The sequence below is a fragment of the Actinomycetospora sp. CA-101289 genome, from assembly GCF_050955895.1.
In the GTDB taxonomy this organism is placed as follows: domain Bacteria; phylum Actinomycetota; class Actinomycetes; order Mycobacteriales; family Pseudonocardiaceae; genus Actinomycetospora.
In genome coordinates, this window is the sequence record NZ_CP192093.1 from 5,251,003 (window position 1) to 5,265,412 (window position 14,410).

Consider the following 14,410-nt stretch of genomic DNA (forward strand, 5'->3'; position numbering starts at 1 on the left):
GGGGACTCACCGGAAGTCCCGCGAGCTCGAGGGCACCCGCAGCTCCAGGCGCTCGATGCGGTCCGCGACGAGGTTGACCACGGTCGGCGCGTCGGGGGCCCGCTCGACCCGCCCGCGGATGACCAGTGCGGCGCTGGTGCGCGCCACCACCCGGTGGCGCGCCCAGAGTCCCTCGGAGCAGACGACGTTGAGCATGCCGGTCTCGTCCTCGAGGTTGAGGAACGTCGTGCCGCCCGCGGTCGCCGGCCGCTGGCGGTGGGTGACCACCCCGCCGACCTCGATGCGCTCGCCCTCCCCGACCCCGGAGACGGCCGCCACCGCGTACGCGCCGCGCTCGGTCAGCGACGCCCGCAGGTGGGTCACCGGGTGGCTGTCGGGGGTGACGCCGGTGGCCCACACGTCGGCGACGGTGAGCTCGACCGCGCTCATCCCCGGCAGCGCCGGGGCCTCGAGACCGACGGCGGTGTCGGGCAGCCGGTCGTGGCGCACGCCGTCGCGCACCACGCCGACCCCGGCGGCCGCGGCCCCGGCCACCCACAGCGCCTCGCGGCGCGCGAGCCCGAAGCAGCCCAGCGCCCCGGCGGTGGCCAGCCCCTCGACCTGCGCGGTGGTCAGCTCGGCGCGCCGGGCGAGGTCGGCCACGTCGCGGTAGGCGCCCTCCCGTTCCCGTTCCGCCACGATGCGGGCGGCCACCTCGTCGCCCAGCCCGCGGACCCCGGCGAGCCCGAGCCGCACGGCGACCCCGCCGGTGCTGTCCGGGTGCGGCTCGAGGCCCGGGGTGTCCGCCGCGACCTGGACGTCCGGCCCCAGCACCACCACACCGTGGCGCCGGGCGTCGGCGGTGAGCGACTGGGGCGAGTAGAAGCCCATCGGCTGGGCCCGCAGCAGCGCCGCGCAGAAGGCCGCCGGGTAGTAGAACTTGTACCAGGCGCTGACGTAGACCAGCGACGCGAAGCTGATCGAGTGGCTCTCGGGGAAGCCGAAGTTGGCGAACGCCTTGGTCTTGCCGAAGATCGTGTCCGCGAGCTCGCCGGTGATCCCGTTGGCCGCCATGCCCGCGTAGAACCGCTCGCGCATCCGCTCGATCCGCTCGGTGGAGCGCTTGGCCGACAGGGCCCGGCGCAGCTCGTCGGCCTCGGCGGCGGAGAAGCCCGCCACGTCCACCGCGAGCTGCATGAGCTGCTCCTGGAACAGCGGCACCCCCAGCGTCTTCTCCAGCGCCGGCTCACAGAGCGGGTGGTCGTAGACGACGCGCTCCAGGCCGTTGCGCCGCCGGATGTAGGGGTGCACCGAGCCGCCCTGGATCGGCCCGGGGCGGATGAGCGCGACCTCGACGACCAGGTCGTAGAACGTGCGGGGCCGCAACCGCGGCAGCGTCGCCATCTGCGCCCGGGACTCGACCTGGAACACGCCCACCGAGTCGCCCTCGGCGAGCATGGCGAACACCAACTCGTCGGTGGCCTGCAGGTCGTGCAGGCGCACGTGCACGCCGTGGTGCGCCGCGACGAGGTCGGCCGCGTAGTGCAGCACCGAGAGCATGCCGAGCCCGAGCAGGTCGAACTTGACCAGGCCCACCGCCGCCGCGTCGTCCTTGTCCCACTGGATGACGCTGCGCCCGGGCATGCGTCCCCACTCGACGGGCACCACCTGGTCGACCGGGCGGTCGCAGATGACCATGCCGCCGGAGTGGATGCCGAGGTGGCGCGGGAAGCCCGCGATCTGCTCGGCGAGGCTCGCGACCGCGGCCGGCATCTCCGGCACCTGGCCCGACAGCTCCGCGCCGGGGCCCCACCGGTCGATCTGCTTGCTCCACGCGTCCTGCTGGCCCTGGGCGAACCCCAGCGCCCGGGCGGCGTCGCGCACCGCCGAGCGCGGCCGGTAGGTGATGACGTTGGCGACCTGGGCGGCGCGGTCGCGCCCGTAGCGGGCGTAGACGTACTGGATGGCCTCCTCGCGGCGGTCGGACTCGATGTCGAGGTCGATGTCGGGGTAGCCGTCGCGCTCCGGGGACAGGAAGCGCTCGAACAGCAGGTTCATCTGGACGGCGTCGACGTGGGTGATGCCGAGCGCGAAGCACACCGCCGAGTTGGCCGCCGACCCCCGGCCCTGGCAGTAGATGTCGTGCTCGTCGCAGAACTTCACGATGTCGGCGACGATGAGGAAGTAGCCGGGGAAGCCCTGCGCCTCGATGACGTCGAGCTCGTGGTCGATCACCTCGAACGCGCGCGGCGAGCGCATCCGGTCGCCGTAGCGCACCGCCGCGCCCATCCACGTCAGCCGCCGCAGCCAGCTCGCCTCGGTCTCGCCCTCGGGCACCGCGAACGGCGGCAGCTCGGGGGCGAGCAGCTCGAGCGGGAAGGCGCACTCGCGCCCCAGCCGCGCGGCGTGGGCGACGGCCTCGGGGTGGCGGGCGAACCGCTGCGCCATCTCCGCGCCCGAGCGCAGGTGCGCCGGGCCGGGCGGCAGCCAGCCCTCGGCGTCGTCGAGGCTGCGGCGGGCGCGCACGGCGCCCAGCGCGGCCGCGAGCCGCGCGCGGTCGGGGGTGGCGTAGTGCGCGCCGGTGGTGGCCACGGTGTGCAGGCCCCGCCCGCGGTCGGCCCGGGCCGCGATCTCGGCCAGGGCCGCGTTGCGCTCGGTGTCGTCGGGCAGGCCCTGGTCGGTGAGCTCGACCGCGACGTTGGCCGCCCCGAACAGCGCGACCAGGCGGTCGAGCTCGCGGGCGGCTGCGTCGGCGCCCCCGGCGGCCAGCGCCCGGCGCACCGAGCCCTTGCGGCACCCGGTGAGCACCTGGACGTGCCCGCCGAGCGTCGACGCGACCCGCTCGGGGTCGTACACCGGGCGGCCCTTCTCGCCGTGGGTGTGCATCTGGCCCTCGGTGATCGCCCGCGAGATCGCCCGGTACCCGTCGGGGTCGCGGGCCAGGACGAGCAGGTGGTCGCCCTCGGGGTCGGGCACCCCGTTCTGCGGCGCGGTCAGGCCCAGCGACAGCTCGGCGCCGTAGACCGTCGGGATCCCGAGCTCCTGCGCGGCCTCGGCGAAGCGCACCACCCCGTACACACCGTCGTGGTCGGTGAGCGCGATCGCCTCGAGCCCCAGCCGCGCGGCCTCCTCGACCAGCTCCTCGGGGTGCGACGCGCCGTCGAGGAAGCTGAAGTTGGAGTGCGCGTGCAGCTCGGCGTACGGGACGGTGACGCCGGTGGCCCGCGCGCCCGTCGGCGGCCGGTAGGGCGTGCGGTGGCGCGACCACGCCGGGCTGTCGCCCCCGTCGCCGGGGAACTGCTCGTCGCGCGGCAGGCGGATGCGGCCCGGGCCGTCGATCCGCTCGCTGTCGTCGAAGGCCAGGGGGTCGCGGACGAAGTCGTCCGGGGCGTCGGTGTCGTCGGCGTCGGCGGCCTCGGGGGGCCAGGGCCCGGCGTGCCCGACGTGGGGCTCGCCCTGGATGGCCTTGCGCGTCCCGTTGCCCCGCCCCTGCAGGCTCGGGCCGTCGGCCGGGCGGCCCGCCAGCAGGCGCTCCATCTCCGACCAGCTCACCGGCGGGTTACCCCAACCCACGACACACACCTCCGTCCCGCGGGGAGCGCCGAGCGGGAGTAGCACACTCGCAAAAAGTGCTACTTTCGGGCGCTGTGGAGCACATCGGGCAACGTGAGCTACGGAACGACAGCGGCGACGTGATGCGCCGGGTCGAGCAGGGCGAGAGCTTCACCATCACGCGCCACGGCCGACCGATCGCCGATCTGGTCCCCCACGCCCGGCCGGCGCCCGTGCCGGGCCGGACCCTGGGCGAGATCCGGGAGGCCTTCCGCGCCCTCCCGTCGATCGACCGGCAGCGGTGGGAGGCCGAACGCGCCGAGGCCGACGATCTCCTCGGTGAGGACGCGCTCGACGAGCCGAGCGGGCGGTGACGGTCGAGCGGGTCCTCCTCGACACGTCGGCCGTCATCGACCTGGGCCGGTGGGCGCACCAGGAGCTCGAGGCGGCGGTGCCGTCGGTCGCGGCCGTCACCGTCGCCGAGCTGGCCTTCGGTCTCGACGTCGACGACCTGCTCGAACGCCAGGCCCGGACCGACCGCTTCTACGCCCTGCTGCGCGAGATGGCGGTGCTGCCCTTCGATCTCGCCGCCGCCCGGCTCTACGGCACGCTCGCCGCCACCGTGCGTCGTGCCGGGCGCAACCCCCGGCCTCGCCGGATGGACCTGCAGATCGCGGCCACCGCCGGCGCCCACGGCCTGCCCCTGGTGACGCGGAACCCGGCCGACTTCGCCGGGCTCGAGCACCTCGTGGAGGTCGTCGCGGTCTGAGCGGACACGGGAGCGGCGCCCTCGCTCAGTCATAGATCCCCTCCATCGTCCAGCGGCCGTCGCGGTGGACCAGCAGCAGCGCGCGGCCGACCGCGTCGGCGCCCGAGGCGACCGGGTCGGGCGCGAGGTCGGCGGCCGGGTCGGGCTCGGGGTCGCGCCCGGCCTCGATCTCGTCGGCGTCGGTGGCGCACACGACCTGGATGCGCACGCCGCCCCCGGCGACCGACCGCGGGTCCCACCAGCGGCCCGGATCGGGCCACGGTCCGCCCCACGCCCGCACCGGCGTGGTGGGCGCCGCCGGGTCGGTGCCCAGCGCCACGTGCGCGGGCGGGGCGGAGAGCCGGCCGCGGGACGCGCGGTGCACCGGCGCGCCGTCGGCGTCGAGCACCCGCACCGGCAGCGGTGCGGGCGGCACCCGGGCCGGCGAGGGCGCGGGCAGCGCCCCGGGCCACGGCGCAGACGGGTCGAGCGCCGGCTCCCGCTCGTCGCCCCAGGGCACCAACCGGATGCGCTCGCCGGGGCCGCGGCCGCCGCCGGACACCGCGGTGAGCACCTCCTCGGGCCCCAGCAGGCCCTGGACCCGCACGAGCGCGCGCCCCGCCCGCTCGTCGGCCACCCCGACCTCGCCCCACAGCCCGAGCTGCAGCCGGCCGGCGTCGACCACCTCCTCGGGCACCAGGCGCAGCACGGTCAGGCCGCCGCCGGGGTCGCCGGGGCCCCGCCGGGACAGCCACCCCTCGAGCTGCCAGCGCACGCGGTCGGCCGTGCCCGCCGGCGTCAGGGGCTCGGCGCAGCGCCACACGCGGGCCAGCTCGTCGCCGCCGGTGGTGCGCGCCTGCACGCCGAGCCGCGTGCACGCCAGGCCCGCCCGGCCCAGGGCCTCGTGCAGCCGCTCGGCCAGCGAGCGGGCGGCGAAGGCGGCGGCGTCGACCCGGTCGACCGGCGGGTCGAGCGGTAGCTCCGCGGTGAGCTCGTCGGGGATGCGGCGCCGCGACGGCGGGCGCTCGTCGAGCCCGCGGGCCAGCCGGTGCGCCCGGACCGCGGCCGCGTCGAAGCGCGAGGCCACGTCGGTGGCCGACAGGGCGGCGAAGGAGCCCAGCGTGGTGAGCCCGAGGCGGCGCAGCAGGCCGATGAGCTCCGCCCGCGCGGCGCTGGCGTCGTCGTCGGCCCCGGCGGTGTCGGGCTCGACGCCCGGCTCGAGCTCGAGCTCGGTGACCGGGAGCGGCGCGAGGAACGCCGGGCTCTCCCCCGGCGGCACGAGCAGCGACCGGCGCGCGGCGAGCCCGGCGGCGAACAGCCCGTCGGCCACCCCCACCTGGCACTCGACGCGGGCGCGTGCCGCGACGTGGTCGACCAGGCGCTCGGCCACGACCTCCTCCCCGCCGAAGTAGCGCGCGGGCCCGCGGGCGGAGAGCGCCACCAGCCCGGGGCGCACGACCTCCACCCCCGGCGCCAGCTCCTCGACCGCGGCCGCGACCGGCTCGAAGCCGCGGGCGTCGCGCTCGGGATCGCGGGCGAGCACCGCGAGGTCGGGGCAGCGGGCCTGGGCCTCGCGCCGGCGCAGACCCCGGCGCACGCCCTGCGCGCGCGCCGTCGCCGAGCAGGCCACCACCCGGTGCGCCGCCAGGACCGCGGCCGGCCGGGCCGCGGGCAGGCCCGCCTCGGCCGCGCCCGCCACCACCGGCCAGTCGGGGCACCACAGCGCCAGCACCCGCGCCGGCGCGCTCACCCTGCCACCCCGATCGGTGCTGGCGCGTCCGGGCGCTCCCGCGGCACCGGCGGGCCGGTGAGCGGCGCCCCGACCGGCAGCTCCCCGTCCGGCGCGCACCCGCCCGCCGGACCCGGCAGCAGGATCGGGACCTCCTGCTCGCCCGGGCGCCCGCGGGCCGCGCACCGCACGCGGACCCGGCGCGAGCGCAGCCGTCCCGCCCCGTCGCCCCCGAGCCCGGCCCACGCACCGCCCTCGGCCCGCAGCTCGACCTCGGCGCCCGGCCACGTACCCGGTGTGGCGGTGACCGGGACCAGCACCGCCCCGCGCTGGCGCACCCGGGCGCCGAGCCGCTGCCGGTCGCCCGCCGACCACCGCACGCCGGGCAGCGTGGTGTCGAGCACGACCACGTCGACCCCGTCGACCAGCGCCGCGACCACCGCCGCCGGGCGCGGACCGGGACGGGGCACCAGCGCCGTACGGGCGAGGTCGAGCCCCGCCTCGGCCGCGGCCTGGACCCCGAGGTCGGGCAGGCCCACCAGCGCGCACCACGACCCGGCCCGCGACGCCTCGGCCAGCACCGCGAGCAGCAGCGACGTCGACCCGCACACCGCGACCGTCGAGCCACGCCGCAGACCCCCGTCGGGCAGGAGCCCGGCGAGCGGGCCGGCGACGGGCAGCACCGACGCGCCCTCGCGATCGGCGGGCGGGGGCGGCGGGGGCTCCGGCTCCGGCGTCGCCACCGGGCCCGGATCGGGCGGGACCGCGGCCCGGCGACCCGCGCGTCGGCCCGTCAGCTCCGAGGCCCGCACCACCCCCAGGTCGGACCACCGGCGCGCCGGGGAGCCCTGCTCGTCGAGCAACGACGAGGCCGTCACACCGCCCACGATCCCCTCCTCGATCGAACACGTGTTCGAACGAGGAGAACGCTAACCCACCCCACCGACAATGCGCCAAGGAACGACGGAGGTCACCCCCGACGGGGTGCCGGGTACCCCGGGGTCAGGTCGGCGACGGGGACGCCGTCGGCAGCGGGCCGAGCTCCCAGCTCCCTTCACCCTGCAGGTCCAGGCGCGTGTCGTGGAACGCCTCGAGGCTGCTGCGGTGGCCGACGCTGACCAGGATCAGCTCCGGCAGCTCGCGGCGCAGCAGCGTGTAGAGCTCGTGCTCCAGCCCTTCGTCGAGCGACGCCGTCGCCTCGTCGAGGAACACGACGTCCGGACGCGCGAGCAGCAGCCGACCGAAGCCGAGGCGCTGCTGCTCGCCGGGCGAGAGCTCCCGCCACCAGACCCGGTCCTCGTCGAGCCGGTCGACCAGCTGCCCCAGCGCCACCGAGCGCAGCACGGCGGCAGCCCGTTCGTCGTCGACCTCCTCGGGACCCCGGGGGTAGGCCAGGGCGGTGCGCAGGGTGCCGAGGGGCACGTAGGGCTGCTGGGACAGGAACACCGCCCGCGGGCCGGTGGGCCGGGCGACGTCGCCCTCGGCGAACGGCCACAGGTCGGCCAGGCTCCGCAGCAGGGTGGTCTTGCCGAACCCGGAGCGCCCGGTGACGAGGAGGCTGTCCCCCGGGCCGAGGTCGAGGTCCAGGTCGGACACGAGGGCCTCGCCGTCGGGACGCCGCACGGTGAGGTCGCGGACGGTCACGCCGTCCTCGCGGTCGGACACGTCGACCTCGGGGAGCCGGCGCGCCGCGGAGTCCGCGTCGAGCAGGCCGGTGAGACGGTCGAGCACCGCCCGGTAGGCGGCGAACTGGTCGTAGGCGTTGCGGAAGAACGACAGCCCGTCGTGCACCTGCGAGAACGCGCTCGCGGTCTGCTGGACGTCGCCGAGGGTGATCGTCTGGGCGAAGAAGCGCGGGGCCTGGATGACGATCGGGAACACGACCGAGATCTGGGTGGCGACCAGGTTGAAGCCCTGGAACCGCAGGTTCCGCCGGACAATCCGCCAGTAGTTCGCGATGACCGCGGCGAAGCGGGCGTCGAGGGTGCGCTTCTCCAGCGGCTCACCGCGCAGGAAGGCGATGTTCTCGGCGTTGTCGCGCACGCGCACGAGCCCGTACCGGTAGGTCGCGCTCAGGCCCTCGTTGAGGAAGTTGAGCCGGATGAGCGGCCTGCCGATCCGGAAGGCGATGACCGTCACGACGATGACGTAGAGGAACGCGAGGAAGGTCATCGCCCGGGGGATCTCGACGCCCACGACCGACAGCGGGCCGGAGAGCAGCCAGAGGACGTAGGTGAACGACACGACGGAGAGCACCGCGTTCACCGCGCCCGAGGGACCCACCGACAGGTCGTGCGAGGTCCCGGCGAACGCGGTGATGTCCTCCTGGATGCGCTGGTCGGGGTTGTCGACCTGCTGGGGCGCGAAGCGCGCGCGGTGGTAGGCCCGACCGCCCAGCCAGTCGCCGAGCAGCCGCTCGTTCAGCCACTCCCGCAGGCGGATGACGAAGGCCTGGCCCACGTAGTAGGCCACCAGCACCTCGGCCACGTAGATGGTCGCGAGGATCGCGAAGACGCCGACGGCGGACCAGAACGCACCGGCGTCGAGATCCTGGAGAGCGGTGTAGAGGCCGTTGCTGTTGTAGGAGAGCAGGACGTTGAGCCGCACCGCGACGACGACCAGCACCAGGAGGGCGAGGACGAACAGCAGGGGCCGCCACCCCTCGTCGCCGCGGGGGTGCAACCAGGGCCCCACGAGGCGCCGGACCTGCCGGCCCCACGTGGTGAACCGTGCGAGGAGCAGCCCCACGATCGCGACCACCACGACGGTCGCGACGGACGTGACCGCGATCCAGATCAGGCTGGACAGCCACTCGCCGGCCCAGTCGATGCTGCCCACCCGCGCTCCCCTCGCCAGCAGAGATCGGCGCAGCGTAGCGACGGGCCGGGCGTCGGACGGGAGGGGTCAGTGCGGGTCGGCGACGATCGCCTCCTCGATCCGGATGGCCTCCGTCATCAGCAGGTCGGACAACCGCACGAGGAAGGCCTCGTCGAGGCCGTGCTCGCGCGCGTACGCGGCGGCCCGCCCCTCCACCTCGCCCGCGCGGCCCGGCTGGAACACCGCCAGCCCCGCCCGGGCCTTCACCGCCCCGACCCGTTCGATGCACCGCACGCGGTCGCGCACGAGGGCGAACAGGGCCTCGTCGATGCCGTCGAGCTCCGACCGCAGGGCCGCGAGCTCGGGCTCCGGAGTGCTCATGGCCCTCCCGTCGGGGTACGGAGAGTGATGACGACGCGAGGTGGAGACCCTACGCTCCCCGTATGGCCCCGCCGAGCGTCACGTGACGTGGCTTCGCGCCGTTCCTGCCCGTGGCGGCGGGGCTCTTCTGCATCCAGCTCGACTTCTTCTCGCTGGGCCTGGCCCTGCCCACGATCGCCGTCGACCTCGGCACCACGGTCACCGACCTGCAGTGGACGCTGAGCGGCTACATGATCGCCCTGGGCGCCCTGCTCATCCCGGCCGGACGGCTCGGCGACGTGCTCGGGCGCCGCGAGGTGGTCCTCGCCGGGATCGCGCTGTTCGGGCTGAGCTCGCTGGTATGCGCCTCGCGTCCACGGTGCCGCTGCTCGTGGGCGCGCGGGTCGCGCAGGGCGTGGGCGCGGCCCTGATCATGCCGTCGAGCTTCGCGCTGGTCACCAACGCCACGACCGAGCAGGAGCGGCCCCGGATCACCGGGATGATGCTCGGGGTGGCCGGGATCGGCACCGCGCTGGGGCCGGTGGTCGGCGGCGTCCTGTCCTCGACCGTGGGCTGGCGGTGGGTCTTCCTCGTCAACGTGCCGGTCGCGCTGCTCGCGCTCTGGGGCGGCCGGCGGCTGCGCACCTCCCGGGACGAGACGGCGAGCCGCGATCTCCGGCGTCTCGACTGGGCGGGCGCGCTCACCGTGGTCGGCGGCCTGGTCGCCGTCAGCGTCGCGGTCGACGACGTCGGCGCGGAGGGCTGGACCGCGCCGGTGACCTGGGTGCCCCTGCTGCTCGGTGCGCTGCTCCTGGTGGCGTTCGCCGTGCGGGAGACCCGCGCCGCCGAGCCCCTCGTCCGCCCCTCGCTGGTGCGCAACCGCCTGTTCGTCGTGCTGCTCGTGGCCGGGACGCTGGCCAACATCGGCACGGTGGTGTTCGTCGTCGCCGCCACCATCGAGCTGCAGACCCTGCGCGGCCTGTCCGCGGCCGCCGCCGGCCTGGCGTTCTGCGTGTCGTCGATCGGGCTCGCGACGTGCGGGCCGCTGTCCGGCTGGCTGACCACCCGGGCCCCGGCGGGCCTCGTCATGGCGGTGGCGGTCGTGGCCGCCGCCCCGGCGCTCGCGCTGCTGGCCCTCGCCGGGCCGCTCCCCCTCTACGTGATCGCGCTCGGGCTCTGCGGGCTGACCACGGGCATGGGCTTCTCCCTGGGCCAGGTCGCGGTCCAAAACGTCCTGCCCGCGGAGCGCTCCGCCGAGGGCAGCGGGGTGATGCTCACCGCGCTCATCAGCGTCGGCGGCCTCGGCATCGTCGCGGCCAGCGCCGCCATCGAGGCCGTGGGCCCGCGCCCGCCGAGCATCGACGGGGTGGCCGTCACCCTGCTGGGCACCGCGGCCCTCCTGCTCCTCGCCGGTCTCGTCGCCCTCGAGGTCGAGTGGCCGCGCCGCACCGGGCGGACGGCGGTGGACCGGGAGAGGCTGGGGTCATGACCGAACGCGTCCTCGTCACCGGCGCCGCCGGGCGGATCGGCGGCTACCTGCGGGCCCGCCTCGCCCGTCCCGGGCGCACGCTGCGGCTGCTCGACGTCGTTGCGGTCGACGCCGGGCCGGACGAGGAGGCCGTCACCGCCTCGGTCACCGACCTCGACGCGGTCACCGCGGCCTGCGCGGAGGTCGACGCCGTCGTGCACCTCGGCGGGTACGCCGGCGAGGAGGCCTGGGACGACGTCCTGGCCGTGAACATCCACGGCACCTACGTGGCGTTCGAGGCCGCCCGGCGGGCCGGGGTGCCCCGCGTGGTGTTCGCCAGCAGCAACCACGCCGCGGGCTTCCACCCGTCCGTCGACCCCGTGCCCGACGACCTGTCGCCCCGCCCCGACACCTACTACGGCGTGGGCAAGGCGACCGGCGAGGCGCTCGGCAGCCTCTACCACGACCGCTACGGCCTCGACGTCGTCTGCCTGCGCATCGGCACCTGCAGCGACGCCCCGCCCGACGCGCGGAGCCTCGCGACCTGGCTCTCCCCCGACGACTGCGGACGGCTCGTCGAGGCCGCGCTGACCTGCCGCACGCCCGGCTTCCGCACCGTCTGGGGCGTCTCGGCCAACACCCGCCGGCGCTGGGCGCTCGCCGGCGCCCACGAGATCGGCTACCGCCCGCGCGACGACGCCGAGGCGTTCGCCGCGCAGGTGGGCGACCGCGTGGCCGACACCGACGGGTTCGTCGGCGGCGAGTTCTGCGCCCCGGGGTACGACGCGCCGCGCTGACGGACATCCGACAGAGGAGATCCTCGCCACAGGACACCCCGACCAGCGAGGATCACCGGATGGGCTACGTCCTCGGCTTCCTCCCGTGGATCGTCTACTGGGTGCTCGTCGGCAACGTCCCGTTCGAGCTGGCGATCCTCGTGGCGGCCGCGATCTCGGCGATCGGGCTGCTCGTCGGCCGGATCCGCCACGTGCCCCCGAAGACGCTCGACGTCGGCAGCCTCGCGGTGTTCCTGGTGCTCGCCGTCGTCGCGTTCCTCGTCCCCGACGACGTCCTCGAGCGCTGGATCCAGCCGCTGGGCAACGCCGGCCTGCTCGTCATCGTGCTGGGCGGGCTCGCGGTCCGGCGCCCGTTCGTCCTCGACTACGCCACTGCCTCGGTGGACGCCGTCACCGCCCGCACCGACGGCTTCCGGGCGATCACGACCGCGATGACCTGGCTCTGGGCCGGCCTCTTCGCCGGGATGACGCTGCTGTCGGCGATCCCGCCCATCGTCGACGGCGACGCGACCCTGCTCGACGCCGACGGCACCCTCTCGATCCTCTGCTACTGGGTCGCCCCGTTCGCGCTGATGGGCATCGGCGGCACGATCTCCGGGGCGTTCCCGCCCTGGTTCACCGCGCGCTCGGCGCTGGTCGACGCGCGCACCGCCGACCCGCCCGCCGCCGTCACCCCGCCCGTGCCCGCGCCGGACGAGGCCGACGGGCTGGCGATCGAGGCGCCGGCGGACTCCCGCCACGACGAGCCGTTCGGCGTCGTCGTGCGGGGCGCGGAGCAGGACGTGGAGCTCACCGCCGAGGGCGCCGACCTCCTCGGCCGGGCCTGGCGGGCGACGGCGACGTTCCCCGCCGCGGAGACGGTCAACGTCGGGAGCACCACACCCAGCGCCGGTGACTGGGACGTCGCGGACCCGGACGCCTCGCTGTGGGCGATGCGCTTCGCCGATGAAGCGACCCCGGACGTGTTCGTCGCGGGCGAGCCGTGGCGGGTGACCCTGACGGCCCGGTCCGGGACGCGCTCGGCGCGCCGCACGGTCGGCCGGCGGGCGGCCGGGGACGGGGTCGCGCTCACCCGGGTCGACGTCGGCGGGCTCCCCGGCACGCTCGCCGTGCCCGCCGGCGGCGGGAGCGGGTGGCCGGCGGTCGCGTGCTTCGGTGGCTCCGAGGGCGGGTCCGACTCGCAGCTCGCGCACGCCGCGCTGCTCGCCTCGCGCGGGTTCGTGGCAGTCGCCGCGCCCTGGATCCCGGAGGCCACGCCGGCGATCACGAACGTCCCGCTGGAGCGCTTCGCGACCGCCCTGGAGCTGCTCGCCGGCCACGACGCCGTCGACCCCGCACGGCTCGCCGCGATGGCGATCTCGCGGGGCGCGGAGGGGCTGCTGGCCGCCGTGTCCGCCGGGCTCGGCCCGTCCCTCGCGGGCCTGGTGCTCGTCAGCCCCAGCAGCGTCACGTGGCAGGCCGTCGGCGGGGGCGGCGAGGTGCCCGACACCGCGTCGTGGACCCGCGCCGGCACCGCACTGCCGTGGGTGCCGCTGCCGACCGGGGTCCTCATGCCCCAGCTGATCCGCAACGACTGGCACGTCCACGGCGACGTCGCGGCCCACCGGCCCTCGCTGCTGCGCCTGCGTCCCGCCTACGAGGCCGGGCTCGCCCGCGACCCCGGGACCGCGGTCATCGCGTCCGAGCAGGTCGGGTGCCCGATCCTGTGCGTCACGGGCGACGACGACCAGCTGTGGCCCTCCGGGCCGATGGCCGAGGCGCTGCTCACGCGCCGCGACCGGGGCGACGACCAGCACGTCCACCACGCCGGCGCCGGCCACCTCATCCGCCTCGGCGCGCTCCCGACCGACGCCCCGTGGAGCGGCGGCATCGCCTTCGGCGGCAGCCGCGCCGGGCAGGCCGCGGCCCAGCGGGACGTGACCGAGCGGGTGCCCGCGTTCCTGGATCGGGTCACCGACGCCGCGACCGTCCGCGCGTGAGCTCGGGAGGACCGACCGTGGTCAGCGCCGAGGCCCAGCGCTTCGCGGAGATGCTGCGGCAGGCGCCGCGGATGGCCGAGATGCCGCTGGCGCAGCAGCGGGCGGCCGGCGAGCACGCCGAGGACCTCAGCGCCGAGCCCGAGGACGTCCGCTACGACACGGTCTCCGACGCGGCCGACGCGGCCGACGCGGCCGACGGGGACGCGGGCGTCGCCGGCGTGTGGGTGCAGGAGACCGGCGCTGCGCCCACGAGCACGGTGCTCTACCTGTTCGGCGGCGGGCACGTCATCACCTCGCCCGCCTCGCGGCACAAGTTCGCCGGGCACCTCGCCCGCGCGCTCGACGCCCGCGTGCTGCTGCTCGACTACCCCCTGGCCCCCGAGCACCCGTACCCGCAGGACGTGGACGCCGCGGTGCGGGCGGCGCGCTGGCTGCTCGACCGGCAGGGCGTCCCCCCGGAGCGGCTCGTGCTCGTCGGGGAGTCGTCCGGCGGCGGGCTCGTCCTCGAGACGCTGCTGGCGGCCGCCCGCGCGGGGCTCCCGCGCCCGGGCGCGGCGTACCTGATGTCGCCCTGGGCGGACCTGCGCTGCTCGGCGCCCTCGTTCGCCGCGCGCCGCGGCGTCGACCTCGAGTGCAGCCACGAGAGCCTGTCGCGGATGGCGGGCCAGTACCTCGACGGCCACGACCCCGCCGACCCCGCGGCGTCACCCGTGCTCGCGGCGCCGGCGGACGCCGCGCGGGCGTGGCCGCCGCTGCTCGTCCAGGTCGGCAGCCACGAGGTGCTGCTCGACGACGCGCTGGCCGTGGCCCGCCTCGCGGCGCTGGCCGACGTCCCCGTCACCCTCGACGTCTGGCCGCAGATGCAGCACTTCTTCCAGCTCGGGGTCGGGGTCTACCCCGAGGCCGCCGCCGCCCTGGCGCGGGCGGGTTCCTGGCTCGAGCACCAGAGGTGACCACCGGAGCGCGCCGGAGATCGGTAGG

The 14,410-nt window shown here is 76.3% G+C and carries 10 protein-coding genes and 1 pseudogene; 6 read left to right on the forward strand and 5 right to left on the reverse strand.

All coding sequences use genetic code 11. The features are described from left to right. Nucleotides 1–6: 6 nt before the first annotated feature. Nucleotides 7–3,552 (reverse strand): error-prone DNA polymerase, encoded by a 3,546-nt coding sequence (locus ACQPX6_RS26145; RefSeq protein WP_433783595.1) that lies wholly within the window; start codon nucleotides 3,550–3,552, stop codon nucleotides 7–9. A 74-nt stretch (nucleotides 3,553–3,626) separates the two neighbouring features. On the opposite strand from ACQPX6_RS26145, the gene ACQPX6_RS26150 reads away from it, so the two are divergent. Beyond that, the gene (locus ACQPX6_RS26150) at nucleotides 3,627–3,905 is read left to right on the forward strand and encodes a type II toxin-antitoxin system Phd/YefM family antitoxin (protein ID WP_433783597.1); all 279 of its coding nucleotides are present in this window, start codon (nucleotides 3,627–3,629) and stop codon (nucleotides 3,903–3,905) included. After that, nucleotides 3,902–4,300 carry a type II toxin-antitoxin system VapC family toxin gene (locus tag ACQPX6_RS26155; RefSeq protein ID WP_433783599.1) on the forward strand — a complete coding sequence of 133 codons (399 nt, stop codon included), beginning with the start codon at nucleotides 3,902–3,904 and terminating at the stop codon, nucleotides 4,298–4,300. The genes ACQPX6_RS26150 and ACQPX6_RS26155 overlap by 4 nt, the downstream gene beginning before the upstream one ends. Before the next feature lie 25 nt (nucleotides 4,301–4,325). Here the strand turns inward: ACQPX6_RS26155 and ACQPX6_RS26160 are convergent, their stop codons facing one another. From ACQPX6_RS26160 to ACQPX6_RS26175, 4 genes are all read right to left on the reverse strand, one after another. Beyond that, on the reverse strand, nucleotides 4,326–6,029 hold the full coding sequence (locus tag ACQPX6_RS26160) for a DNA polymerase Y family protein (protein WP_433783600.1): 1,704 nt from the start codon (nucleotides 6,027–6,029) through the stop codon (nucleotides 4,326–4,328). Beyond that, the gene (locus ACQPX6_RS26165; RefSeq protein WP_433783602.1) at nucleotides 6,026–6,895 is read right to left on the reverse strand and encodes a hypothetical protein; all 870 of its coding nucleotides are present in this window, start codon (nucleotides 6,893–6,895) and stop codon (nucleotides 6,026–6,028) included. The genes ACQPX6_RS26160 and ACQPX6_RS26165 overlap by 4 nt, the downstream gene beginning before the upstream one ends. Nucleotides 6,896–7,010: 115 nt before the next feature. Further along, nucleotides 7,011–8,846 (reverse strand): ABC transporter ATP-binding protein/permease, encoded by a 1,836-nt coding sequence (locus tag ACQPX6_RS26170; protein ID WP_433783603.1) that lies wholly within the window; start codon nucleotides 8,844–8,846, stop codon nucleotides 7,011–7,013. Between the two features lie 66 nt (nucleotides 8,847–8,912). Further along, nucleotides 8,913–9,206 (reverse strand): chorismate mutase, encoded by a 294-nt coding sequence (locus ACQPX6_RS26175; protein WP_433783604.1) that lies wholly within the window; start codon nucleotides 9,204–9,206, stop codon nucleotides 8,913–8,915. Between the two features lie 110 nt (nucleotides 9,207–9,316). Here ACQPX6_RS26175 and ACQPX6_RS26180 point away from each other — a divergent pair. The 4 genes and pseudogenes from ACQPX6_RS26180 (at nucleotide 9,317) to ACQPX6_RS26195 (ending at nucleotide 14,382) form a co-directional block, all read left to right on the forward strand. Next, nucleotides 9,317–10,674 (forward strand): annotated as a pseudogene (locus tag ACQPX6_RS26180) (MFS transporter). Continuing rightward, on the forward strand, nucleotides 10,671–11,450 hold the full coding sequence (locus ACQPX6_RS26185) for an NAD-dependent epimerase/dehydratase family protein (protein WP_433783605.1): 780 nt from the start codon (nucleotides 10,671–10,673) through the stop codon (nucleotides 11,448–11,450). The pseudogene ACQPX6_RS26180 and the gene ACQPX6_RS26185 overlap by 4 nt, the downstream one beginning before the upstream one ends. 59 nt (nucleotides 11,451–11,509) lie before the next feature. After that, nucleotides 11,510–13,429 (forward strand): acyl-CoA thioester hydrolase/BAAT C-terminal domain-containing protein, encoded by a 1,920-nt coding sequence (locus ACQPX6_RS26190; protein ID WP_433783606.1) that lies wholly within the window; start codon nucleotides 11,510–11,512, stop codon nucleotides 13,427–13,429. After that, on the forward strand, nucleotides 13,426–14,382 hold the full coding sequence (locus ACQPX6_RS26195; protein ID WP_433783607.1) for an alpha/beta hydrolase fold domain-containing protein: 957 nt from the start codon (nucleotides 13,426–13,428) through the stop codon (nucleotides 14,380–14,382). Before ACQPX6_RS26190 ends, ACQPX6_RS26195 begins: the two co-directional genes overlap by 4 nt. The last annotated feature ends 28 nt before the right edge of the window (nucleotides 14,383–14,410 follow it).